This window comes from Legionella sainthelensi (assembly GCF_900637685.1).
Taxonomy (GTDB): domain Bacteria; phylum Pseudomonadota; class Gammaproteobacteria; order Legionellales; family Legionellaceae; genus Legionella; species Legionella sainthelensi.
In genome coordinates, this window is sequence record NZ_LR134388.1 from 3590792 (window position 1) to 3615922 (window position 25131).

Below are 25131 nucleotides of genomic sequence, written 5' to 3' on the forward strand. Positions count from 1 at the left end.
ACCTGCTTAAAGAGTATTTGTATAATCAGAAACAATTTGCTTCTCAATATCAGTTTTGGTTGTTGGAGCAGACCAAAATAATTGTTTCAAAAATCGTGTCAAACAATCATCATTCCCTTTAGACGACTTTTCTTTAGTTGCTGTAATTTCTTGCACTTTTTCAACTAGAGTATCCTGTTGCGGTGGAAGATTAATAACAACTTCATCGTCCATCTCTTTTACGTCAAAGCTTTCTTGATCTTTATTATCCTTTATCGCTTTCTGTTGATACCAATTAGGAGTATCCACAGTTCTTAACGCCTCATAACATCCTTCTACTGAAAATCCAGCCTGCCCCGTTTTCTTGGCATCGCCCTCTTGACCATCTACTTGAAGAAAGCCAATAAGCTTTTGTGCTCTTTCAACTCGACTTTTCTCAATGCCCAAATGAGGCCATTCTGTAGAGTCGATATAAGGAACTCCTTCACCTGTAGCAGCAAACAGCCCTCTTGCAAAATGAAGAATATCCAAACCATCATCGTGCCCAAACAAATCAATCAGTGTAGGCACAATTCCCCGACTGCCTTGTGAGTGGCCTATAAATACCTCAACAGGGCTTTTGCAGCGCATTAAATCAATCATATGAGAGAGATGAATGAGGTAACCCTCAGCCGTAGAATCAAAATAATCTCCTTCACGATCCTCAATGCAACGAGCATATAATTCAATTTCCTTCTCAGAAAATAAATGAGTCAAATGATAGCGAGCGTATGATTCAAAATGTTTCGCACCATAACGATGATAACGATGATAAGCATCTCCATAGGATGCTTCACTTGCACGACCGGCTACAAAAAACAATTGTGCAATATTCAGCTTTTTAAGATCTAAAGGTGTTAGATCCGCAATAGTGCGCCCATCGTGACAAATATGCGGCTCAAGCTGTCTTTGTGCAGATTCATACATTAATTGACTGTACATCAGTGTACGCATCGTATGCGCAAGTCCATGAATAGGTCGATGGAGTGTCTTACCGTCTACTTGAATGGAACGTTGTAAATTATGTCCATCGCCAAGCGCTCTAGTGGCTGTAGGATTCTTATAATTGAACTCCCATTCTGGACCTACTTCAGTATAAGGTTGCGACAACAGGTTTTCATAAACATATTCAGCTACTTGCAGTACTTCGGGATCAAGGGTTATGGGCATTTAGGCATCCTTATATCTAAGCAGAATCTTCAATATCTTACAATAAGAGCAATTATTATTCAATATGAAAATACATTTATTATTTTTTGAAAAAAAAAACCATATAAATGAAAATAATTTCAATTTATATAAATAACATTTATTTTTACTGAAGGCTATCTTAATTTTTAGCCAAGAAAGACTTTTTTAAATCATTACGTGTTTCTTAATATCAACTTAATATATGAAAGTTATACTATTAGCGATAAAACCGTTGATTGTGAGCGACTAACATGCCAAAACACTTAAAATTTAAAGAACCAGATTCTTGTAACTATGTATATGTTGACAGCCAAAACAAAGTGCATTTAATGATGCCCATTGTTGGAGGAGATGGTGTTGGAACTGATAATACATGCGAAACAGGGCTTGAATTAAGATGTTTTTTTCATGGTTTCTTTGAAGAGGGGATACAAAGAAAATCAGCTATAGAAGAGCTTACAGATTATAAAAAACAACTCGAAGAAGATATTTTGGCTATTGAGATGCAAAAGGAACTATCGCCATTAGCCTATAAAGACCTTCAGAATGAGAAAAAACATCGCCTTGTCCAAATCGAAGAATACATCAAATTAGTTGAAACAATAAAACAAAAATATGACACCGATGGCAAAATAGCAGGGCTGAATAAAAAATTTGCTCCAGAACTCCCTGTTGGGGTCTGTAAGGTAGTTGACAACTCGAAAAATGCTTTTGCAGTTCGTTTATCTCCAGATGATCCTGACTCGTTTACACGTTTTGATAAACCCCTATTTAGTTTAAAAAGAAACCAATCCAAATATGAAAGACATCTAGGTGGTTTTAAACGCATTACTGAAGGCTTTGGACATCAATTTCGAACTCAAAGTTTAGAAAAAATAAAAGCAACTAATAAGTTAGTTAATACAAAAACCCCCCGAGAACAACTCGTAGAAAAAGTTTTAGCCCAGGTGGAAGATGCTCAAAATTTTAAAGTATTAGACAATGAAGTAAATTTTAATAAATTAAAACAGCTTGTAGAAAAAGAGCTACTTGAAATTAAAATAGATATCACTGTAAACGCTAAAAGAGGTATTAATGGCGAGGCAGCAAATATCAATTTAGCATTCGTTGGTGGCGTTTTACTTGCAGATGAAGAGACACAATTAAAAGAATGGGTTGAATCGCTTGTTGATAACATCACTGAACCTGAACAATGGGACAATCTAGAAACCAAAGCCAACACTTTCTTTGAAAAACCTGATCCAGACTACGATCAAATTAAAAAGGATGGCAAAGACAATGGCGAGGCAAGAGCCGAACTAGAAAAAGAGAGATTCATAGGCTACATGAGTATAAAAACTCAGTTCTTATTGGGACAGATTAATATTTATTGTAAATCACATGGATTATCTGATCAGAATTTTGGTGCGTTCTTTGACTCTGATCCCCATGCTGCAAAAGTTTCCGAACTTATAATAGATGCCCTTGGTAAAAGTGATGCCGTAGAACCTATTTTATTTAAATACATCAATGAAAATAAGGATGCTCTTGGTTTAAGCGAGCCCTTAACAGAAGAACATCAAAAAAGAATACTTGATAAATTTGTTTTGGACTATAACGAAATAAAATCTTCGCCGCATTTTGATGAATTTTTTCTATTGGATCAAAGCAAATCAGACAATGTATATTCACATTTAAGAAGAATAAGTTGCCATTTTTTAGATTTCTTTGTGCAACAGACGAATGAGGAATGTCCCTTACCTAAAGAATTTGAAAATTATTCAAAAGCACTCCAGCTAGAATCTCCGTCTGCTAAATTAGCTCATAAAAATAATATTGTTGTTAATGGACATAATTTTATTGAGAAATTCAAATTAGATGTTTTACAAGTATTGGATAAAGAACCAGAAAAATTAGTAGACTTCTTAATTGCAAAATCGCCTTCTAATGTACCCAATTACTCAATGCTTTCATTAGATTCACAAAACGTCATTGCCTTTAGCAAGCATTGGCCTATGATTGAAAAGCAAATAAAAGCCTCAGAAAATATCCTTCAGCCCGAGAAAAACTATCTTACCCGATTACTTTCTCCTGAGAATGTCGCTAAAGAAAACAGGCTTGTCATAACTTGGGAAAAACATTCGAAAAAATCACTTGTCGATATCGAGTTAGGTAAAATTGCAAAAGGATTGGACGATACAGTCACAAATTACAACAACAGACAGGGTGAAGGCGGAGGCCATAGATTCCTTAAATGGTTCAAACAAAATACTGCGCGAAAACAACAGTGTGAAGATTTACTAAAAATCTCTACTGAGATAAAAAAACTTCTTTCCAATAATGAAATATCCAAAGAAGACGTGTTGGATAAAATACTCAAATCGATCAGTGTGTTAGATCGCATTGACAGGGAAATCTCAGGAGAAAGAAATTGGATGAAGAGTGGCCTGCAAATGAAAATTCGTTCTTTTCGTACTGAGTTACAAGTATTGTGTGATTCCAAACTTAATTTTGAATCCGATAAAATACAGAGTGAAATTTCCAGGGAAATTGATAAGCAACTAGCACAAATAGAAAATGAAGAAGTTAGAGCAATAGTCAAGGATTTGCCTGCTTATTGTTATGCAGATTCAGCGATTAATTTTTTCAAAACTCTGTCTTCTCAAGAAGCGACCAAGGTGGCAAGTTATATCCATCTTCATTATCTTGATTTTAACAGTGGTTTGAATAAAGACACCCTCTTATCTCAAGAGATTCCAAATTTCTTCAAAATGGAGAATCAAAAGTTATTGGATCAATTAAAAGAAGAGAAGATTATTCCTCAAGAAGCATACCAAAATATCAGTGCATTAGTGGATAAAATTCGTCCAGAATTCTTTACCAGAAACAACATAATGGTATGGTCCACTGATCTTGAGGTACTGGAGAATTCGAAGCACAGTGACTTGCTTATTAAAGTAGCAAATTCTATAGCCGTTATTGCTGCGGGGGAAATCTCGGTTAAAGGAAAATTAACTGAACTTAAAGCTCTTTCCTCTCAATTAGAAACAGTTAAAGATCGCGATAGTTTGCCCGTAACAGTACAAGAAAAGCTTGCCCAATTTGAAAATACGACTTTAAAGGAAGCGATTAGCAAAGCCGAAGTATCTTCAACGTTGACAAGCTCAATAACAGAACAAAACTCTACGATGAGTAGCAGCATAAGCGATACTAGTTACGAAGAAACTCCGCAAGCAAGCTTAACAAGCCAAATAATATAGCGGAACTAAGTCAGGTTTGCTGTACCCGTCAAGTTTGGACTCTGTTTTATTCATTTTTACAAGAATGAAACAGAATCCGAACGAGGTAGACGCAAACCTGTTTTATTCGCTTTCAATTTCATAATTATTTCTCGATTAGAAAGAAAACTGGTTTACTTACTTTGACGAGTTCCGTCCTTAACTTAAATACTTACATAACTAAAGCGTAAGCCACAACATGAGCTAACGAAATAGGCATGTTTTTTGTGATTCATGACAAGTCCAATTACCCGGATAACTCCCTTTTTCCCAATTGTTTCCTGTTCGAATGTATTGTGTTGACTTGATTTGGATGAGGCCGATTTGATTGAACATATTACTAAACAATTTGTAATTACACCCAACGATTCCCATTCGTGCGGAAGAAAAAGCATAATTCCATCGAACATCATTGGCTTGTTCATTGCGAGCACATTGACGTCCGTTAACACTGTCTCCCATTAATTCCCAGTATGGGTCGTTAGGAGCAATCGCTATTTGCCATGTGCCATTGTGACAAAATGCTTCTATATTTAAATCTGGGCAATGTGTGTTTGCATAAGATACACTAGCAAAAACAAGCCCACCTAGAGCAACCCCCAAATTTTTTTTAATAGTACGGTAATGCTTGATTAGTAATTCTTGCGATCCTTCCATCTACTTCTCCAATATGATGAATAAAAATGAATAAAATCATATTATTAAATTTATTCTAATGGAAGATAACCGATTAGACTCTAATTGAAAAGATAAAGGTCTTTATGGGCTTTGCTTACGCTTAAACTTTGTAATTACTGCATCGAGTTCTGATAATAATTGTTGTTTACGCTGCACGGAACAAAAACTTGCTTGAATACTGTTCTTAGCTAATTGAAATAATTCACGTTCCGTTAATTGCAAACTCTCGGCTACAGCATAATAGTTTTCTTCAATATAACCAGAGAAATATGCAGGGTCATCGGAGTTTATTGTCACTGCTAATCCCATATCTAACATTTTTTTAAGGGGATGTTTTCGCATGTCATCAAAAACGCAAAGCTTCAGGTTAGATAATGGACAAACAGTTAAAGGTATTTGCTCTTTTTGTAAACGGGCTATGAGCTCCATATCGTCTAAACATCGTACCCCATGATCGATACGAGATACTTTCAGGAGATCCAACGCTTCAGTAATATACTCCGCAGGTCCTTCCTCGCCTGCATGGGCCACGGTCAATAAGCCATGCTCTCTTGCTTTAGTAAACACTGATACAAAATCTCGCGGGGGGTGATTTCGTTCCGCTGAATCCAAACCAACTGCAATAAAATGACTTTTATAGTTCAATGCATTGTCTAAAGTTTGTAATGCATCATCTACAGGCAAATCTCTTAAAAAGCATAAAATCATTTCGGAGCTGATGTCTAACTTTCTTTTTGCATCTTCAAGTGCTTGAGCGATACCATGAATCACCGTTGCCATGTCAATTCCGCGGGAAGTATGACTTTGCGGGTCAAAAAATAACTCCGTATGGCGTACGTTTTGTTGGTGTATCTTGTTCATGTAGGCCCAGGTTAAATCATAAAAATCCTCTTCTGTCCGTAAAACATGGGTGCCTGCATAATAAAGATTCAAAAAAGATTGCAGATCGGTAAATTGATATGCTGTTTGCAGCTCCTCAGGATTTTTATAAGGAATTGCAATTTTATTACGCTCTGCTAATTGAAACATTAAATCCGGTTCAAGTGTGCCTTCTATATGAATATGAAGCTCAACTTTGGGTAACGCTTTGATTAGATCGTTCATCCAATTCGTCCTTTATAATTTCATATTTACGAAAAACAAATCATGATGATTTATTATATGACATTTAATGATGAAATTACGAGTTTTGAACTATTCAGAGACAAAATATTTCTCTTCTTAAGGAATATCTATAAAGTCTTTGACTAAAAAGGGAGTGCCTCATGCACTTTATAAACGATGCGTTCCTAAGGTGTGTTGACAATTGGCATCCTAAAATAGCTTGTTAAAAATCAATGTCACATTTTATTTTCGGGCAAAAGTTAAGGAATTAACTTTAAGAAATTAATTCCTTAATTCAAATAAATTATTTTATCGTTGGTGCTGAAAAAATAGGTGCTTATCACCATAGTTTGACGCTAATAACTGGCTTTCCAGCATTAATGTTCCTACATGATATTCTGTTCCTTGGTATTCTCCAAATACTTCATAAATTGGTCCCATAGGCACTTGTAAAAAAGAAGTTCTGAAATCTTCGCGTGAATTTTCAGGAATCAAATCTTTGACCACGCCTGTAGGCCTGAAATAAATGCGTTCCGGGAATACTGGAATACTATCTATTCTCCCCTCACTTGTCCAAGCAGCCAAATGCCATAAAGGAAGATTATTTGCAGGATCACGAGTCCATTCAAATATTTTCTCAATAGCCGACAAGGTCCAGCTTGTTGGATGCGGGATGTGATTTGAAAAATCTTTAGCAAAATAATTCCAATTTCCTTGTTGTCCTTCAAGCAAATTCATCACCTGTAAATTGAGTGAAGGATGATTCGAGACTAAGATTTTAATCGCCATGCCAGGGATATAGTTATCATCCGCAGGAGGTGTGGCTAGAGAAAGACGTGCTATACCAATGCCTCCAGTTTGATAAATTCCAGTGAATGGATGACCTGCGGCGGCAATAAAAGCGATTTTCCCTACTGAACCATTGGCATGAATGATTTTTACTCGTCCCTCAGGCAACTCATCGCCTGTATGATCAAAAGTAGGTTTTAAATTAAATAGGCCTTTAAGTTTTGCCAGTACTTCATTGAAACTATTCCCTGTAAGTTGCGGCAATGGATCTTCTTCATGACTCGTAACAATTTCATTCCATAATAAATCCCTTTTCTCTTCAGAAGACAAGTTCTGATAATTGCAGGGTAACTGAGCATACAAACTAAAACTCATAAGACTGAGAAACCCGCTAAGAATTAAAGCCCAACAACGTTGCATTAAAACTCTCCTTGTTATTAAAGATATTTTTTGCAAGGGTATACGAAATAAATAAGCATTGCCAGAATTTGTTGACAATTCATACTGTTCTCTTATGTACCGAAATCAAACAGTCTAAGTCTAGTGAAACCTTTGCACAGCTTGATATCACACCTCAATCGCTACATGGAGTAGCGATCATCAATAGAGCCTGTACTTTTTGAAGTCTTGTATACAAATCCCATAAAGTTAGGTATAAAAGATCGGAGCTAAATCATAGAATGCGAACAATCATTTTTAATCAGATTTATGCAAACAAGATTATGCATTCTTCATAAAGTGATCGTAAATAGCCCTGCTCGCCAATGCTATCGCCCGACTTCTTGGATAATCACTGGCTGATTGAGATTTAACATAAACAGCAAGCGCGATATGCCCTTTATTATTAGGTAATGTAATAATTCCAACATCACTCACAAAACGATAAAGATTCTTAGAGCCTGGATATCTTAAATAATCTTGTTCATAGATAGACCAAGTTCCTGTTTTATGTGCTACTTTTACATGCGGAGGCAGTAATCCTTTAATTCTACTTCTTCCTGTTCGACATTTTTCCATAATATCAATCAGTAATTTAGTATTTGATTCCGAAAGAGCTTGCTTTTTGTATAGTTTTACGAGCAATTTCGCCATATCATCAGATGTAGTCGTATCACGTGTATCATTTTGGAAACGTTGCCAAGCTAATTTTTTTTCTTTCAAGGGAACTTGATTAAATATTTTTTGCCATGAAAACACCGGTTGTGGTTTTTTTAAATAGGAATGATTCACATGATTGGTATCCAAAAACATTTCCAATATGGAACGGTTTACAAAAATATTTTTAAAGCCCAGTGCGCTCATGCGACTTGCAACATATTTGGGCCCATTCGTTACTTTCAATATAGTATCACTTGCACTGTTATCACTGTTTCTCATCATGTGAATGAGCACTTGTTTCAAAGACATGTTCAGTTTTTTCTTTTCAAACAAATGATGCAAAGAGCCAGAACCTGGTACAGAATTTTTTGTGTCCATTTTAATAACACGATCTAAAGAATCTTTATTTTCATCGACACGGTGCAAAAAAGCTAATGCTATCGGTAACTTAACGGTGCTCGCCATAAAAAAACGTTGATTACTGTTGTGAGAAATCACTTTATTTTTCTCGATATGAATAGCAGTAATTCCCATTACAGTGCGTGAATTTTTTTCAATAGCATCAATTCTTTGCGAAAGTTCCAGATCACTATTATGAGCTGCAAAGCCATTCAGTGAATAAACTACACCAAAAAAAATCCACTGTAAGCTACTTTTTAGCTTAGAGGCATCTACAAATTGCGTTAATAATTTTATTTTCATAAAGTATTAATCCATTATTCATTATTATTTTTTAATCTCATTTGAAATAACTGTTTTCCATATAGTGCAATAATTCATCCTTATCTACAGGCTCTTGAGTTAACCCCAAATATTTATCTGGCCTTATCAATACCGCAATACTTTGATTGATTGAAAAATGGCGGTGCATTTTTTGATTGTCATCAATAAACAGGGATATATCATCAGAAGAAACGAGTGTTTCAGATTGGGAAACTATAATATGCGCTTTGATCAATCCATCAAATCGTTGTTCGAATACTTTAGCGATTTCAATCAAAAAAGTGAGTTGATTTCCAGTCATTCCAGTAAATAACAATAAATGATGCATTGTTCCTTGAGTGATTTGATGCAGCTCATTTTTTTCTTTAGTTTTAGCATCAATTAGAGAGAAATTATTAAGAAACTCCCCTACTTTGAAGTTCGTTTTTTTACCTAAAGCTTTTACTATGGGGCTATTGGAGTAACTTACTGATAATTCAGCAAGATCATAAAGTATTGCGTTTTTAATAAAATCAAAAGAAGTAGCTATATGCATGATAAAATTACGTAAATAAATAAGCATCGGATTTTTTATCATAATCATATAAGTCATTAGTCCTGTCTTTTTTAATACGGTAGCAGCAATAGGATGGCGTTCACTATGATAACTATCCAACAAATAATCTTTGGCGAATCCTTTATGAACTAGAGCCAATTTCCAAGACAAGTTATAAATGTCTTGCAACCCTGTATTCAATCCTTGTCCCCCCATTGGACTATGGACATGAGCAGCATCCCCCGCAAAAAACACCCGCCCATAACGATATTTTTGGATTTGTTTGTGATCAATTCCAAATGAACTAATCCACAGTGGATTAGATAAAATTGCTTTATCAGAGCATCGTACTTTAAAAGCTTTATCTATATCCTCCATAGAAGGTGCTTCATGCATTATTTTTTCTGGCGCAGTCATAACAACGCGATAGCGTTTCTCGCCCATTGGGAAACAAGCCAGAGGACCTTTGTCACTCACATAAAGAATTAATTTATTTTCGGGTAATTCCCAATCAATCATTAAATCAGCAAGCCACCAAGTTTGTGGAATAGAAGCACCGATGAATTCAGCATGAACAAGCTTTCTTAACGTGCTGTGTGACCCATCGCAAGCGATGACCCAGCTTGATTGAATCGTTTCGCTTTGTCCGTTGGCACGTTTTAAAGTCGACACGATATGGTTTGATGTTTCCTCTATTGCAGTAAGCTCGGTCTGCCACTCAACATTAAGTCCCTTATCAATTAATCCTTTATAAAAAATTCGCTCTGTTTTATCTTGGGGAAGATCAATAAGGAAGTGGTGATCGGCATCAAGATTAGCAAAAGTTGCGTCAATGAGCTCTTTGCCTTTAGATTTAAATAGAACGCCGTCAACCTTGAGCCCTTTATCGAAAATTTCACTAAGAAAGCCACAATCACTCAGAAGATCAAGTGTTCGAATATGAAGAGCTAGTGCCTTGGATTTATCACTAAGCTGTGCCTTTTTATCAATTATTCGACAACTTAATCCTTGACGAGTTAACTCATTGGCGCAAAATAAACCAACCGGCCCAGCACCCACTATAAGCACATCGAATAACTGATCAGACATATTCACTCCATGTTCATTAAGATTTTAGGATCAACCACTAGCCTATATTTAATTACCGTTGTTATTTCCTTTTTTATTGTCATCGACCAAACTCATTACTCTTTGCAGAAAAAACGGTCCAGGATCTTCTTTATCAGTTTGATAAGTTGGATCTCGTTCAAGCCACAAAGAAGTATTTTTAAAGTTTAAATAATCATTATGCCCAATCACATATTCAATCTGGGGATATTTCCTTTTTAAATAACACACTAAAAACGCATTCGCTCTCACCTGGGCATCCGTTAAATCATCTTTCCCATTAATACCCCCAACGTTTTCAATACCAATTGCATAATGATTTAAGCCTATAACATGTCTCGCCATCCATTTTTCGGGCATCAGTTGATAAATACTTCCATCGCGGTCAACCAAAAAATGACTCGACACATTTAAATTCCCAGGCAATTCTTTAATGCGCGGTGAGTTCTTTGGGAAAGTGGGTGAATTAAATACGCGAAAAGTTGCCTTAAAAGTGGGGATACAAGTCCAGTGCAATACAATCATTCTCGGTTCAATTTCAATTGATTTTGAATCAATTCCATAATGAATTAATTGATATTGACGAGTTAAGGCAATCCGTTCCTCATTAAATTGAATCGGTGCTTGATGAATTTTCTGGGGTGTATAGCACGAAAACGCATGCACCTGAGCACTTATAAAAAAGAAACAGAATAAAAGTAATTTCATTTTATTTTTTTAATACCATGAAGTAGGCAGTCACATAATTGGGTAAATTACGTGTTGCGCGATAAAATGCATCTTTACCTGCATAAGTTCCTGCCAAAAAATCCACTTGATAAAGATTATTGGCAAATGCACCTCCAGTATCAGCGAAAATGCCTGCACGTGTCACTATTTTTCCCTGCTGATTGGGATACTGCACCATGAGCAACTTACCCAAACCAAACTGTTCAAGATCGGCCGCAAAAGTAACCTCTGGGTTTACCGTGATTTTATGATCAGCATCCTTTCCATAACCTTTGATGCCATTCACAGGTTTAAAATACCAATAGCGCTCTTGCTGATATGGGTTTTGCGCTTTATTGTAAGGAATATTATTGCAACGATGGACATTAAAGATTTTTACCTGATGCGAAGAATCACCAAAATCTGCAACCACAGTGCCTTGCATTAAAGCTGCTTCTAAGTCATCTCGACTCAAATAAGCTAAAGCCGGAATTTTTTTCTGAGTGAGTGCCCCTTTTAATATTGCTTGTTTTCCATATTGAAAACGAATCAATTCAGGTTTTGCATTTGCTTCTTCCAGGGTCAAAGATACTTCATCTGGTGGTAAAGCATAAAGTGCGAATGGATGTGCTGGCGTTGGCTTGCTTGATACTTGAGCACGATGCACGTAATATTTAGTCATTAAAATCTCATCTTTGGGTAAATGAGCTACCAACGATTTACTCGACTTAAGTAATTTAGCCTGTTCCATATCCGGATACCAACGTACAAAATCAAAATGTTTTTTAACAAAGGCCGGATCATTCAGTTCGTTTTGATGTTGGCAAATAAATATTAATGTTGCTTTAACCCGTGCAAGTGGTATTTGCAACACTTTCCCTGCATGAATGACATGTGGATCATAATTGTTGCCTTTATTTAAATAGGCCAGGGTTTCTTTAGCTGTGGCACACAAAGCAGGGCCATTAATTTCATAATGACGAGCAGGTGTTGGTTCACCAGGAGCAAAATGAGGCGCAGCAATCACCTGCATGCTCACAAATAAGAAGCATAGGAAGCTTTTTCTTTTCATATAGGGATACAAGCTTTCGTTGAAAAGAAAATAATACCATATTTGTCCCACTAAATTATAAGAATTAATGAGCGGATGCATAAAATATGCTCTGCAAATAAATCATACTTTATTGCAACCAATGTGCGATCGATTTATTGTAAGCCCCTACTCTTTAAGATGTTTTATGTATTATGACTTCTACAAAATCCGATAAGAATACTCTCTCGTATAATGCAATGATTCTATTTAATTTTCCTAATAGAAACTCTTATCGTCGCATTACAGTGATTAACAATTATCCCTGGTATCAATCTACAGGAAAAAATTCGGGTTATGAAGGAACCTGGTTCTTTTTTGGAGGGCTTTTAGAAACAAAAGCAGGCCATCATTCACGGGGTTGGTTTATTAAACCAAAATCATTAGCAGAAGAGCGCTATAATAAAACTCGTTTTTTTGGTCCTAATGTGGCTCATTATGTACACAAACATTCAATACACAAGGTGGTTAGTTTTTCACGTTTTGGTGATATTGAGAAAGTATGTATTTCTGCCTCCATTGGTGGAGGGTTTTGGCATTCCTGCAAAGGAAAAAAATTGAAAGGTCATCTAAAGAAAAACTATTCAAATTATTTTCTACCTGCAGAAATCACAAACAAGATCCGCCAATCAGCGATGCGTACTGACCTGACAATGTATTCAGATCCAGAACAGGTAAATCTTTGGCTAAGAGAACAAGGCGTAACTACTTTGGGAGTGTTGCATAATGAATCATTACTCATACGCCCCTAAAGTAATCAGGTTTTGTAATGCATTATCACTCATTAAGAGGTTTGTTCTCATCCGATAAATTTTGACCTTGCCATTTATCAAAAATATGTAAAAAGTTAGTGATTGCACGCTCTTCCATTCTCTTTTTAAGATAAAAGACATTAAAATTAAGTATTATGTCTTTAGTATCCACATCCAGAATCTTTAATTGATTAGAAATCAATTTACTTGGTAAGACACTCCAACCTAAATTAAATTCTACTAGACTTTTAATCGCATCAAGCGTACTAATCTCCAAGCCCACATTTAAGTTTAATTGCTTGTCATTAAAAGCACTTTCTACCTTATCTCGAATCACTCCACTTTTTTGCGTAAAAATAGCAGGATGGTTTACAAAATCTGCAAGCGATAATACTCTATTGACTTGAGATAACTCATGGCTTTTATTGGCCACATAATAATACTTTTCTTGCCATAACTCAGTTGCAATAATTTTTGAAGGAAGATCGCGATCAGGGCTAATAACCAGATCTACTGTTCCTTTGTTTAAATAATCATCGATATCGTGTTCTGCCATTGTTCTGATGTGAATGATGAGCGAAGAGTCTATCGTTTTCAGATAACTGAGAAAGCTCGGCAAAATATAATGGGAAACAAATACCGTAGCACCAACGACTACATGATGTTGCAACATTTGGGCATCGTCTTTAAACGATTTTATTGCGCTATTGTACGCCGCTAACATTTGTCGTGCATAAGGAACAAAATGGCTTGCAGCTTCAGTTAATGTTATTTTTGAACCCTCAACAATAAATAAACGCACCCCCAACTCATTTTCCATTTTTTGAATGCGTTTGCTCATTGCTGATTGCGTAATATGGACTCTCTTAGCAGCAAGCGTGAAAGACCGGAATTCAATGACAGCAAGAAATGACTTTATTTCAACTATATCCATATTTTCATAACCATTTATTTTAAATTATAGCGTCAATCTTATCACTACTACCCTTTTTTACTAAATATTAACTTAAGGACTCATGATTTAAACGAATACCCTATGCTAAACTGGAATTAAAATATCATAATTACTTTATATTTAGCTGCTATGATTTATATATGAACAAACATTGGGAATAAATTATGTCCGTAAAGTACCCGAATGAACTGAATCAATCTAGTGACTTAAATAACAAAGAATCGTAGTGGAGCAACAATCCAAATATAAGGTATTCAAGAAATCCAAGTAACAGAACAGGTAATTTCTTAACTGGTTTTGGGAGGGGATGTTGGTCATGGCTCGATTGAAATTGAAATCACCCATCAATGACACAACATATCAATGGATTGAAGAATATAGTAGTAAATTAAATTGAGGAGACAAAAAGTGAAAAATAAAGTCATTAGTAAATCAAATTACAAAAATTGGTTATCCAGTATTGTTTGTTTGGGGGTATTGGCTTTAGTCAGTCAAAATGCAGCTGCAGGTGATATGAGTGTAGGTGCCATGGCATCACAAATTACCTCATCATTTACAAACCTGACTAAACTAATAACAGCAGGATCTTATTTAGCTGGTTTAGCGTTTTCTATTGGTGCGATTATGAAATTTAAACAGCACAAAGATAACCCAACCCAAATCCCAATCGGAACACCAATTGCTCTGGTTTTTATCTCTGCTGCTTTATTGTTCCTACCTTCTATTTTGGGAATCACCGGAACAACCATGTTCGGCTCAAGTGGAGGTGAAACTGCTGGTCCTACTGGTACCGTTTATACTAGTGGCTAGAAATAACTTATTTACATCCCTCGGGTTAATTTCAAAAAACCTCGTTCAGATAAGCGGGGTTTTTTTAATAAAGAGGCTCAGTTCGACCTAACCGATAAAATAATTTTTATTGCCAGTAAATATCTGTGCCTACACAGATAAATTAATTAAATCGGCTCGCACTAAATGGTAATGGATCTACGATTACATGTTCTCCAGTCATCATCTCAGCAAGCAAACGACCAGTAACAGGCCCCAAAGTTAAACCATGATGTCCATGCCCGAATGCAAACCAAAGACCTTTATGATGCGGTGCTTGACCGATAATTGGAAGCATGTCTGGCGTACATGGCCGACATCCCATCCAGGGAAACTTATCAAGTCGTTCGGTGATGGGAAAAAGTGTACGCGCAATAGGTTCTACCTGATTAAGTTGTACTGGAGTTTTTTGCGAGTCTCGTCTTGCAAATTCAACTCCTGTAGTTAGGCGAACTCCTCGAGCCATAGGAGCGATTAAATAACCTCTCTCAAAATCAAGTACTGGATGAATAAGTCTTGCATTCTCTTTCACGCCATAATGCATGTGATAGCCACGTTTAACTGCTAATGGAAAGTGATATCCAAACCGAGAACATACAACATCTGACCAAGGACCTAAGGCAATTACCACGGAATCACTATTAATTTGTCCCTGCTCTGTCTTAATTGTCCATGGTTCAGATAATGTGAGCGCATCTCCAAAGAAAAAACGGCCTCCGAGGTGTTCAAAATAACGTGCATATGCAGCGACCAAGGCACCTGGATCATTAACTGCTTCAGACTCCGTGTAATGAAGAGCTCCCAATAAAGAAGGATCAAGATCAGGTTCAACATGGTGTAATAAAGCAGCATCCATCTCTTTAAATTGGATACCATACTCGGTCCGGCATTTTTCAGCAAACCGTATTTCTGCTTCCTGCTTTTTGGCTGTCCTAAATACCTTAAGCCACCCTCCTGAGCGCAATAAATGCTTGACTCCAGCGGCTTCAGCAAGAGAATGATGCTCCGTGACACTGTGTTGGATCAAAGTTGCATAAGAACGGGCTATTTCTGCATGTCGAGATGAATGCGAATGAAACCAATATTTCCACAAAAAAGGGGTAAGTCTTAATATCGATGCGAGGTGATACCTTACTTCAGGTGAGCAATTCAACGCATATTTAATTAGAGAAGTGATATCTCTTGGAAATGCATAGGGATATACTCCCTCACGTTGAATTAATCCCGCATTGCCAAATGACGTTTCTTTTCCTGGTGAGGTCAAATCCACCAAGGCAACCTCTCGACCTCGCATTTGCAAATGAATTGCAATCGATACGCCAATAATACCACCACCAAGTACAACAGTATCAAATTTCATAAAACATGATCTCCCCTTTCACTGAAGGAAGTAGAATAAGCATTTTTTTACTGTGTTTTACCCCATGAACTTACCAATTAATCAATGAGCCAATCAGGCAACAGCAATAGCCCTTGATTTTCATTTATCTTAGGTTAAAGCCATTTACTCTATCTTTTTACGAAAAAGTTTCAATGGAATACTATACTGTCAAGAAAGTATATTCAAATGAGATTTGATCCTGCTTAATATTTTTTCAGGAGTAGCTGTTATGGCATATCGCACCTTCAGTGAAGAGCCAGATCAGAATTTGAAGAATTCCGACAACAAATATCTCGAGCATTGGATATCACAAGATTTTCACAAACTTATTCTTGCTCTAACCTATGGTGCTCATCAACAGATATCTACGAAACGGATGGAGCTGTAATTGTAAAAGCTGGACTCGCTGGGGTGACGCTTGATGATTTTAATATTTCATTTGTGGATCAGATTCTAACAATCCAAGGGACAAGAATAGATACTGAAGCCAAATTGAATTATCATTGCCTTGAGATTCCATATGGCAATTTTCAGATACGAATTTTGATAACAGGATTATATGATTTAGATTGCATCACAGTAAATTATAAAAATGGTTACTTATATTTAATTCTCCCTAAATCTAAAAAACAGGATGCCTCAATTAGTCCAATCGATTCATAATAAATACCTTGATAGCGAATCAAGACCCTTTTTTAGTTAATTTAAAATAAAAAATAAAGTTATATTAGCTGAAATTTGTTCAATAATTATCCTAAAATCCAATAATAGAAGGAGAATAAATAAGGAGTCTCTATGGAGATTCAAGCAAACAAGGAAAAAGCAGAACAACAGGCGAAGGAACTTAGCATCCCCTCCGAATTACCTATTTTAACCTTGCGTGGAGCCGTTATCTATCCTTTGACAGTTATGCCACTTAACGTAGGCCAGTCACGCTCCATTAAACTAGCCCACGACGTAACAATGAGTTCTTCTCGGTTCATAGGTATAATGGCTATTAAAAATAATACCGTTGGAGAACCAAGCCCTATCGATATTTATAAGATAGGCACTGCCTCAGTAATACACCGACTTATTCACTTATCAGACAACTCCGTACAATTGATCGTACGAGGAATAGAGAAAATTTGTATCAAAGAATTTACTTCTGTTGAACCCTATTTCAAAGCCAGGATTGAACTTACAAGAGAACACGATACTAAAAACAAACACATTGAGGCATTAATGCGAAATACTATTGACTTATTACGTCATTTAATTTCGTTAACACCGCATTTATCGGAAGATTTGTTCACCCTCGCACTTAATACAAATGATCCACGCCAACTTGTATATCTTATTGCCGCAAATTTTAGATTGGAATTAAAAAACGCACAGGAATTATTGGAATTGGATAAAGTCGAGGATAAGCTTATAAAACTCAATATGTTTTTAACTCGAGAGATAGAAATTATTGAATTAGGAAAAAAAATCCAATCTCAAGCACAAAATGAACTTGATAAAACTGAACGCTATTTCATGCTTCGAGAGCAACTAAGGCAGATAAAAAAAGAACTGGGCGAAGAGGACGAACAAGTTCTTGAAATTAGAGAATATGAAAATAAAATTACCCAAGCACAGATGTCAGACGAAGCCGAAAAAGAAGCCATTCATGAACTCAATCGAATGAAAACAATGCCTATCTCTGCCGCCGAGTATCAAGTGACTAAAACCTATTTAGATTGGTTAGTTGAATTACCTTGGAATAAAGCAACTGAAGATAATCTTGACATCAACAGCGCAAGAAAAATACTTGATGAGGATCATTATGATTTGCAAAAAGTAAAAGAACGAATACTTGAGTATTTAGCGGTACATAAACTTCGTCTTGAGCGTAACGATAAATCATATACAGGCTCTATTCTTTGCTTTGTTGGGCCACCTGGCGTCGGCAAAACATCTCTTGGACAATCTATTGCGCGGGCGCTTTCTAGAAAATTTATCCGATTTTCATTAGGTGGGATGCATGATGAAGGAGAAATTCGCGGACATCGACGTACTTATATTGGTGCGTTACCTGGAAGAATTATTCAGTCCATTAAGCGTATACAATCACGTAATCCTGTAATGATGCTGGATGAAATAGACAAGGTCGGAGCTGATTTTCGCGGCGACCCCTCATCAGCTTTGCTTGAAGTCCTTGATCCCGCACAAAATAACACTTTTTGTGATCATTATCTTGATGTAGATTTTGATCTGTCGCAAGTCATTTTCATCTGTACAGCGAATCAACTTGATCCCATTCAGCCAGCGCTACGTGATCGTATGGAAATTATTACTCTTCCTGGTTATACAGATGATGAAAAGTTACATATCGCAATAAACTATCTCATCCCGCGCCAAATTAAGGAAAATGGTTTAATGCCAGAAGAAATTCAATTTGAGCATGATGCGATCTTATTAATAACTCATGATTATACACGAGAAGCAGGTGTCCGCAATTTAGAACGGGAGATAGGCGCCATTTGTCGTAAAGTGGCAACACTTATTGCGGAGAAGAAAGCCAAATCCCTCACCATCACACCGGACAAAGTTATAGAATTACTTGGCAAACCCAAGTATTATTCTGAAATTGCGGAACGTACCACTATTCCAGGTGTTGCAATCGGTCTTGCAGTAACCGTAGGCGGGGGCGATATTTTATTTATTGAAGCAACAAAAATGCCAGGGTCTAAAGGGTTTACAGTGACTGGCCAATTGGGTACCGTGATGAAAGAATCTGCTCAAGCAGCACTTTCTTATGTTCGCTCCAAAGCACATCAATTGGGAATAGATGATAAAGAATTTGAAAAAAGCGATATTCATCTTCATATTCCGGAAGGAGCAATCCCCAAAGATGGTCCTAGTGCTGGTGTTACGATGGCAACAGCACTTGCTTCATTGATGACCAATCGTTTCATCAAAAGCGAGGTTGGAATGACAGGAGAAATCACCTTAAGAGGCCGAGTGCTCCCTGTTGGCGGCATTAAAGAAAAAGTTCTTGCTGCCCATCGAGCCGGCTTAAAAACGGTAATTCTTCCTAAACGCAATGATAAAGATTTAGAGGATTTACCTGATAAAGTCTGCAAAGAGATGAAATTTATCTTTGCAAAAAATGTCAGTGAAGTATTTGATGCAGCATTATGCCCAGCAAAAAAGAATGATGAAGGTGCAAAACAGTGATATTTTCTCGGTTTAATCCCATCATTCACTCATTCTCCATTTGCTGTTAAAGTCTTTCATGGTAGAATAATAATTATACATTAGGGGTGCCTGTTTCACTATTTTGGCTGAGAGGATCCACCAACCCTTTGAACCTGATCTCATTAGTCTGAGCGGAGGAAAATGTGTCAATTGTTATGCTTTCAGGTGTTGTTGCTTTTATTACATCGTTTATTGGTTTATTACCACAAATTGTTAAATCTTTAAAAACTCGATCAACTCAAGACATTTCTATGATGATGTTGATTAATTACCTAGTCTGTTCTTTGGCATGGATTATTTATGGGAGCAGTACGAATTCTTTTTTTGTAATCAGTTCTAATGTAGTTGGCTTAATTATCAGTTTACTGCTTATTCTACTAAAACGACATTATGATGCCCGATGTACTTAATTTAAAAGCGTATCGATCAATTTTATGCCTTAACGGTGATTTACCCAGGCCCGATTTTTTCAGTGAGGTGAATCTACCCATCATTGCTGCTGATGGAGCAGCAAACCGTTTATTTGAGTTAGGTATTCATCCTCAATTAATTATCGGAGATTTAGACTCTATCAACAGTTCTATTTTAAAAAGCAGCCTTTTCCTGCATTTGCCCGATCAAACAAGCAGTGATTATCAAAAAGCCATGCAATACTTAAGCGATAATCACTTACTGCCCGCAATCGTTGTTGGAGTAAACGGGGGGTTTTTAGATCATATACTAAATAACATCAATATCTTTATGACAACAGATTGTCTTTTATACGCACCACCGGTCAGAGGTTTTGTACTCAAAGAAAAATCGCAACAAAACTTTTTATTACCTGTGCACACAAAAATTTCGTTAATAGGAATACCAACAGTTATCCTTTCTTCACAGGGTTTGCAATGGGAGCTTCATGACACCCACCTTTCATTTCCAGGTAAGACCTCTTGTTTTAATCGCACACGATTACCTGAAATTAGTTTAGAAGCGCATCAAGGTGCCGCTTTGGTTTTAATTTATGAGCAAATGGTCAAAGATGCAGGAATTTTGCAAGAACCCCAGCAATAAATTAACTCAAAGTAGATGCCCAACTTTCTGATAGGCCCACCAGCTTTTCAAATTCTTATTCAACGTTTACTTTTCAAGCATGGTCTGATGTTCATTGAGCAAAGCAATATGGCGTAAATCTAATCTGGCAATAATTTTCATCATTGTAGTATTATTAATTTTTCTTTGTTTTCTTAAAGTACGTAATTCTTGATGTGCTCCCTCTAAAGCCGCAAATCGTAATTGCCGCTCAAAGGTTAAAGCAGAAATGCTTTCCAACCTTTCACTTTCTGTACCATGATTTGATATGATAAATTGATTAAAAGTATCCATGAGCTTATGCGCTACTTGATGGCAGAGCTCCTTTTCTTTTTCACTTACTTCGTCGGATAATACTTTCATTTTGGTTTTAATCGCTTCCATTGCCGCAAGAGTCAATGCAATAACAGCTTCCTTTTCCTCATCTTGGCTTGGTTTATGGATGAGTTTTTTCAAACTAGGGGTAATCAATGGCAAAATAATGCTACTTATTAATAAGGAACAAAGGACAACACCTATAACAAGAATAATGAGTAAGTGCCTTGCTGGAAAAGCACTTCCATCATGTAGGTAATGAGGTAATGATAAAATTGCTGCCAAGGCTATAGCACCGCGCACCCCCCCCAAAGAGATTGTACTGATTATTTTTAAGCTCGGAAAATGCCAGGAAGTTTGATTACGCTTGGAAATTAAAGCTTCGAAAGGCAATGTTATATAAATCCATAATGTACGCAACAATATTAATGTCACAGTGATAATCACTGCAATTATAATGCACTCTGATAAACTATAGCCGGTGTCGGCAATTAATTTGATTGACTTAGGTAAATATAATCCTAAAAGGATAAAAATAATCCCATTTAAGGTAATGTCTAAAACACCCCAGACAAAATGGCCTTCAATACGCATGGTGGCTAAAGTTCTGTCCAAAAAGCCAGCCCTATCAATAGTAAAGCCAGCGGAAACAGCAGCTAATATTCCTGAAAAACCTAACTTTTCAGCAGCAAGATAAACAGTAAAAGGGAGAAGTAATAATAATAAATTTTCAGTAGTTGTTTCATGGGTGCTGTTATGAGTTAATTTTCCAAGAATTGAAATAAAGGCGTAGGTAAGAATCGCGCCAACAGTCATGCCACCTAAACCAACTAAGATAAGGCTTAATAGAGCACTTTTGAATGAAAAAATACCTGTCAGCATCGCAGCAACGGCCAGTTTAAATGAGACCAGACCAGAGGCATCATTTAATAGGGCTTCACCTTGGAGAATATGCATAATTCGTTCAGGAATGCGTACCCCTTTAGTCATTGATCTAAGCGCCACAGCATCTGTTGGAGAAAGTGCTGCTGCCAAGGCAAACGCCGCAGGTAATGGTATAACAGGAACTAACCAATGCACTAAGTAGCCAACTCCTGCTACCGTAAAAAAAACCAATCCAATAGATAAAGTCACTATAGGTCTGGTATAAAGTAAAAATTCGCGTTTAGGAAAATGCCAGCTGTCATTAAATAGTAGAGGAGGAATAAACAACAGCATAAAAAGTTCAGGATTCAATTTTACATGAATATTAGGTAATAAAAATGCAATCACACACCCCAAGACTATTTGAAGCAATGGGAGTGGTAATCTAGGAACAATACGTGTAATAACCCCAGATAATACTGTTAAAAAAAGTAGAATTAAGCAGAATAAAGCACCTTCCATACTTCTCGTCGCTCCTAAAAGATCATTGAGCTTATAAAACTTAGGAATTAATAACCGCTATAAATACTTGATTATGATACATAATATACAGCAGGCTATTCTTCTTGGTTGAGTTAAGCTCATATTTTACATTATCTTATCAAAGACTCCTATTAAAACAGGCTAGAACTCTATTTTCAAGCAATTGATTAGGCTCGTTGCAGCTGTTGTGCACTTGAATTTATCTTTGATAGATGACCCTATACCTCTAATCAAAGAATACATTCGACAGGATTAGAGATTTATCACTATCTTCCCTATTATATTGAGTATTTAGGTTCCCATCCTGATTAAATAATTTACTTTTATTCACTTCAACATGAGGGTTGACCTGAGTCCAACCTACTTTTTTCCTTAACTTAATGGCAGTAACCCCTCTCATAGGATCGGTTTAATCATTGTATTTAACTCTGCAGCATAGGCTCGAACATATTTTTTGTGAGTGACATCCACCACAAAGAGCAAGGGAGGATTCATGAGGTGATGATTTAGTAAATGACAAAATCTTTATTTTTTAATGGGTTTTCCTAAGCCTTGACCTTGTTTTATGTGGTACTAATTATAATGTATCTATCGCCTCGCCGCTTAAGTTGTAGCAAATATATGCAATTACTTTAACCATATTTAAGGTTTTCTTAATAATGCGACTTTATATTATCCAAAAACTTAACCGTGGAGATGCTCAAATGAAATTTAAAGGCTCGATATTTGAAGAGCGCTGCAATGAATATTGGAATAAAAAGGTTGTTAGATTAGACAACATCATTCGTACTGTTTCATTAGGTTTTGGTTTATTCCACAATGAGACTCACATTCCTAGCCTGATTGCAAAATATCATCGATGCATACAAAATATTTTATCAGCATTGGACAATCAAACTCACATGTTTGAAGATATCGGTTATGTCCAAAAGTATAAAAAAGATACTGTTACTCAAGCAATTGAAGATCTGAGTTTTTATGCAGGCATATTCCCTGAACATGCACGCATTTCTGAAACATTTATCCAAACATTAAGTGCTTCTTTAGACTCTGCACAAAAAATAAATCAGACAACTCCTGGCATGCCTTTCTGATTCAAATTGTTTTTCCTATAAATCCCGTATTAGTCCCAACTAATCCGGGGTTTATTAGCTTTTGATTTTAATGTTATAGTTAAATACAGAAGTCAATCTATTAAAAAAAAACATGCAAAAAATTACAATTTATCATAATCCTCGCTGCTCTAAATCAAGACAAACACTGGAATTACTTCAAAATAAAGGAATTACACCTATCATTATTGAGTATCTTAAAGCGCCATTAGGCCTGGAACAATTGAAGGTATTACGCGCTCACTTTGCCCTCAAAGACTTTGTCCGTGTCAATGAACCTATTTTTAAAGAATTGGGACTCTCCTTAGATAACGAAGATGCTGTGCTGCAAGCAATGTTGAAAGAGCCTATTTTAATGCAACGCCCCATTATCACGTTTAAGAATAAAGCGGTAATAGGCCGCCCTCCTGAAAAGGTTCTAAAGTTACTTGAATAGCACTCATCAACTATTTCCAAATTAATTCACATCGATTGTTATTATCTATAGCTTTTGTTTACTCGCGTTTTTCTAAGCTCCCATAAAGCCATTTCATCCATCGATCTCCAGGCACATCTCTTCAGTGTGATTGACCTGATAAACAAAGAGAAATAACTCACTTATCCATAGACAAAAATACTACAAAACTTAAATAGCGAAATTTATATTTGCAAAACCCACAAAATGATCATAAAATATACAGCCTTGCGCCTTAACAACACAAAGCGTTATATATTAAATCAAAAATACGTTTTGAATTGTAATTTCATAGTTTAGGAAATTTTATGCGACTAAATATATCAGATTTATCATTAAATCAAATGCTCACCGCAATAACATCCATACCAAGGAACGAACGTTTCCTTGACTTAAGTGGAAATGAACTCAATTTAGCATCACCAGAAGATCTTTCTTTGGCGATCTCAAAAATACCTGCCGGCATAAAATCACTCGATTTGAGCAACAATGGTTTTGGCCATCAACACTACAAACAATTGACTAAAATCCTTCAAAGCATTCCAGAGACTGTAGAGGAACTTCATTTACATCTCAATAAGCTTAAACTTCATAAAAATGGAAGCCTAGTGGAAGTGCTTCATTCAGTACATGCGCACTTAGCAATCTTAGATTTAAGTCATAATGATCTAGGCCTAAGCGCAACCCTGGAGCTTATTAATGCACTTAGCGCATTAAAATCAAACCTTACCTCAATGCAATTTGCCTGGAATAAATTAGGCAACAAAACAGTAGAGGAAATATCGGAAATTTTTAAGGCATTACCCCAGTCGTTAACGCGTTTAGATTTAAGTTATAATGGTCTTGATAAGTTAAGCATGCTTGAATTGTCAGCCGTATTAAAAAATATACCGGAAACCGTTACTTATCTGGATTTAAGCGGTCATGGTTTTGAGACAAAAACAGACATTCAAAGGGCCGAACTTTTAGAGAGCCTTCCCATAAATATAAAACGATTAAAACTGAGTAAAGATATAACTATTGAGCGTGGAGTCGAAAGATTAAAAGAACTAACAACCTATGCACATCATTTCTTCTCTCAGTTTCCTACAGACTCTAAAAAAGACCAGATGCCCGGGTTTGGCGCTAAAGAACCATCTCTGGGTACATGTCGTTAAAAATCCTCCCCTCTCAATTAGGAATAATCTTATTGTATCTAGTTTCCGAGTTTGAAAGCACGGAAACTAGAGTCCGCTAGATTAAGTCCACAAATGGTTTAATTACAGATAAAAAATGCAGTATGTGAGTATGGTATCGCATAAAATTAAGTCATTTTAATCAGATTTTAGAAAAATAT

The 25131-nt window shown here is 36.3% G+C and carries 22 protein-coding genes and 1 riboswitch; of the genes, 11 read left to right on the forward strand and 11 right to left on the reverse strand.

Features of this window, described 5'->3' with window-relative positions:
• Positions 1-6: 6 nt before the first annotated feature.
• Positions 7-1188, reverse strand: a complete 1182-nt coding sequence (locus EL220_RS15755; protein WP_027271341.1) for a SidE phosphodiesterase domain-containing protein — start codon at positions 1186-1188, stop codon at positions 7-9.
• A gap of 272 nt (positions 1189-1460) precedes the next feature.
• Between EL220_RS15755 and EL220_RS15760 the strand changes: the two genes are divergently transcribed.
• Positions 1461-4448 carry a hypothetical protein gene (locus EL220_RS15760; protein ID WP_051544739.1) on the forward strand — a complete coding sequence of 996 codons (2988 nt, stop codon included), beginning with the start codon at positions 1461-1463 and terminating at the stop codon, positions 4446-4448.
• A 222-nt stretch (positions 4449-4670) separates the two neighbouring features.
• Here EL220_RS15760 and EL220_RS15765 read toward each other — a convergent pair whose 3' ends face one another.
• The 7 genes from EL220_RS15765 to EL220_RS15795 all read right to left on the reverse strand — a co-directional run bounded on the left by EL220_RS15765 (position 4671) and on the right by EL220_RS15795 (position 12280).
• On the reverse strand, positions 4671-5123 hold the full coding sequence (locus EL220_RS15765) for a hypothetical protein (RefSeq protein WP_027271342.1): 453 nt from the start codon (positions 5121-5123) through the stop codon (positions 4671-4673).
• 102 nt (positions 5124-5225) lie between these two features.
• A complete protein-coding gene (locus EL220_RS15770; protein ID WP_027271343.1) occupies positions 5226-6248 on the reverse strand; it encodes an adenosine deaminase in 1023 nt (340 codons plus the stop codon).
• Between the two features lie 309 nt (positions 6249-6557).
• Entirely contained in the window at positions 6558-7457 is a 900-nt protein-coding gene (locus tag EL220_RS15775; protein ID WP_027271344.1) for a hypothetical protein, read from the reverse strand.
• A 300-nt stretch (positions 7458-7757) separates the two neighbouring features.
• Entirely contained in the window at positions 7758-8837 is a 1080-nt protein-coding gene (bla, locus tag EL220_RS15780; protein WP_027271345.1) for a class A beta-lactamase, read from the reverse strand.
• 37 nt (positions 8838-8874) lie between these two features.
• On the reverse strand, positions 8875-10482 hold the full coding sequence (locus tag EL220_RS15785; RefSeq protein WP_027271346.1) for an FAD-dependent monooxygenase: 1608 nt from the start codon (positions 10480-10482) through the stop codon (positions 8875-8877).
• A gap of 48 nt (positions 10483-10530) precedes the next feature.
• Complete coding sequence (locus EL220_RS15790; protein ID WP_027271347.1) at positions 10531-11208, reverse strand: N-acetylmuramoyl-L-alanine amidase; 678 nt, start codon at positions 11206-11208, stop codon at positions 10531-10533.
• A 1-nt stretch (position 11209) separates the two neighbouring features.
• The gene (locus EL220_RS15795; RefSeq protein ID WP_027271348.1) at positions 11210-12280 is read right to left on the reverse strand and encodes a hypothetical protein; all 1071 of its coding nucleotides are present in this window, start codon (positions 12278-12280) and stop codon (positions 11210-11212) included.
• 173 nt (positions 12281-12453) lie between these two features.
• Between EL220_RS15795 and EL220_RS15800 the strand changes: the two genes are divergently transcribed.
• Entirely contained in the window at positions 12454-13050 is a 597-nt protein-coding gene (locus EL220_RS15800) for a hypothetical protein (RefSeq protein WP_027271349.1), read from the forward strand.
• Positions 13051-13075: 25 nt separating this feature from the next.
• Here EL220_RS15800 and EL220_RS15805 read toward each other — a convergent pair whose 3' ends face one another.
• Positions 13076-13984 carry a LysR family transcriptional regulator gene (locus EL220_RS15805; RefSeq protein ID WP_027271350.1) on the reverse strand — a complete coding sequence of 303 codons (909 nt, stop codon included), beginning with the start codon at positions 13982-13984 and terminating at the stop codon, positions 13076-13078.
• A 429-nt stretch (positions 13985-14413) separates the two neighbouring features.
• Here EL220_RS15805 and EL220_RS15810 point away from each other — a divergent pair, with 429 nt between their 5' ends.
• A complete protein-coding gene (locus EL220_RS15810) occupies positions 14414-14815 on the forward strand; it encodes a hypothetical protein (protein WP_027271351.1) in 402 nt (133 codons plus the stop codon).
• A gap of 142 nt (positions 14816-14957) precedes the next feature.
• Here EL220_RS15810 and EL220_RS15815 read toward each other — a convergent pair whose 3' ends face one another.
• Positions 14958-16193: an NAD(P)/FAD-dependent oxidoreductase gene (locus EL220_RS15815; RefSeq protein WP_027271352.1), complete on the reverse strand. Its 1236-nt coding sequence runs from the start codon at positions 16191-16193 to the stop codon at positions 14958-14960.
• A gap of 250 nt (positions 16194-16443) precedes the next feature.
• Between EL220_RS15815 and EL220_RS19290 the strand changes: the two genes are divergently transcribed.
• The 5 genes from EL220_RS19290 (at position 16444) to EL220_RS15835 (ending at position 20489) form a co-directional block, all read left to right on the forward strand.
• Entirely contained in the window at positions 16444-16602 is a 159-nt protein-coding gene (locus EL220_RS19290; protein WP_232002501.1) for a hypothetical protein, read from the forward strand.
• 23 nt (positions 16603-16625) lie between these two features.
• A complete protein-coding gene (locus EL220_RS19820; protein ID WP_051544740.1) occupies positions 16626-16877 on the forward strand; it encodes an Hsp20/alpha crystallin family protein in 252 nt (83 codons plus the stop codon).
• A 132-nt stretch (positions 16878-17009) separates the two neighbouring features.
• Positions 17010-19415, forward strand: coding sequence for an endopeptidase La (gene lon / locus EL220_RS15825; RefSeq protein WP_027271353.1), 2406 nt, complete (start codon positions 17010-17012; stop codon positions 19413-19415).
• Positions 19416-19487: 72 nt separating this feature from the next.
• Positions 19488-19593, forward strand: a riboswitch (TPP riboswitch).
• Positions 19580-19846, forward strand: coding sequence for a SemiSWEET family sugar transporter (locus EL220_RS15830; RefSeq protein ID WP_027271354.1), 267 nt, complete (start codon positions 19580-19582; stop codon positions 19844-19846). (Overlaps the previous riboswitch by 14 nt.)
• The gene (locus tag EL220_RS15835) at positions 19830-20489 is read left to right on the forward strand and encodes a thiamine diphosphokinase (protein WP_027271355.1); all 660 of its coding nucleotides are present in this window, start codon (positions 19830-19832) and stop codon (positions 20487-20489) included. The genes EL220_RS15830 and EL220_RS15835 overlap by 17 nt, the downstream gene beginning before the upstream one ends.
• Positions 20490-20555: 66 nt before the next feature.
• Here EL220_RS15835 and EL220_RS15845 read toward each other — a convergent pair whose 3' ends face one another.
• The gene (locus EL220_RS15845) at positions 20556-22208 is read right to left on the reverse strand and encodes a Na+/H+ antiporter (RefSeq protein WP_027271356.1); all 1653 of its coding nucleotides are present in this window, start codon (positions 22206-22208) and stop codon (positions 20556-20558) included.
• A gap of 725 nt (positions 22209-22933) precedes the next feature.
• On the opposite strand from EL220_RS15845, the gene EL220_RS15850 reads away from it, so the two are divergent.
• From EL220_RS15850 to EL220_RS15860, 3 genes are all read left to right on the forward strand, one after another.
• On the forward strand, positions 22934-23323 hold the full coding sequence (locus tag EL220_RS15850) for a hypothetical protein (RefSeq protein ID WP_027271357.1): 390 nt from the start codon (positions 22934-22936) through the stop codon (positions 23321-23323).
• Between the two features lie 112 nt (positions 23324-23435).
• Entirely contained in the window at positions 23436-23777 is a 342-nt protein-coding gene (gene arsC / locus EL220_RS15855) for an arsenate reductase (glutaredoxin) (RefSeq protein WP_027271358.1), read from the forward strand.
• 326 nt (positions 23778-24103) lie between these two features.
• On the forward strand, positions 24104-24952 hold the full coding sequence (locus EL220_RS15860; RefSeq protein WP_058390701.1) for a leucine-rich repeat domain-containing protein: 849 nt from the start codon (positions 24104-24106) through the stop codon (positions 24950-24952).
• Positions 24953-25131: the final 179 nt, after the last annotated feature.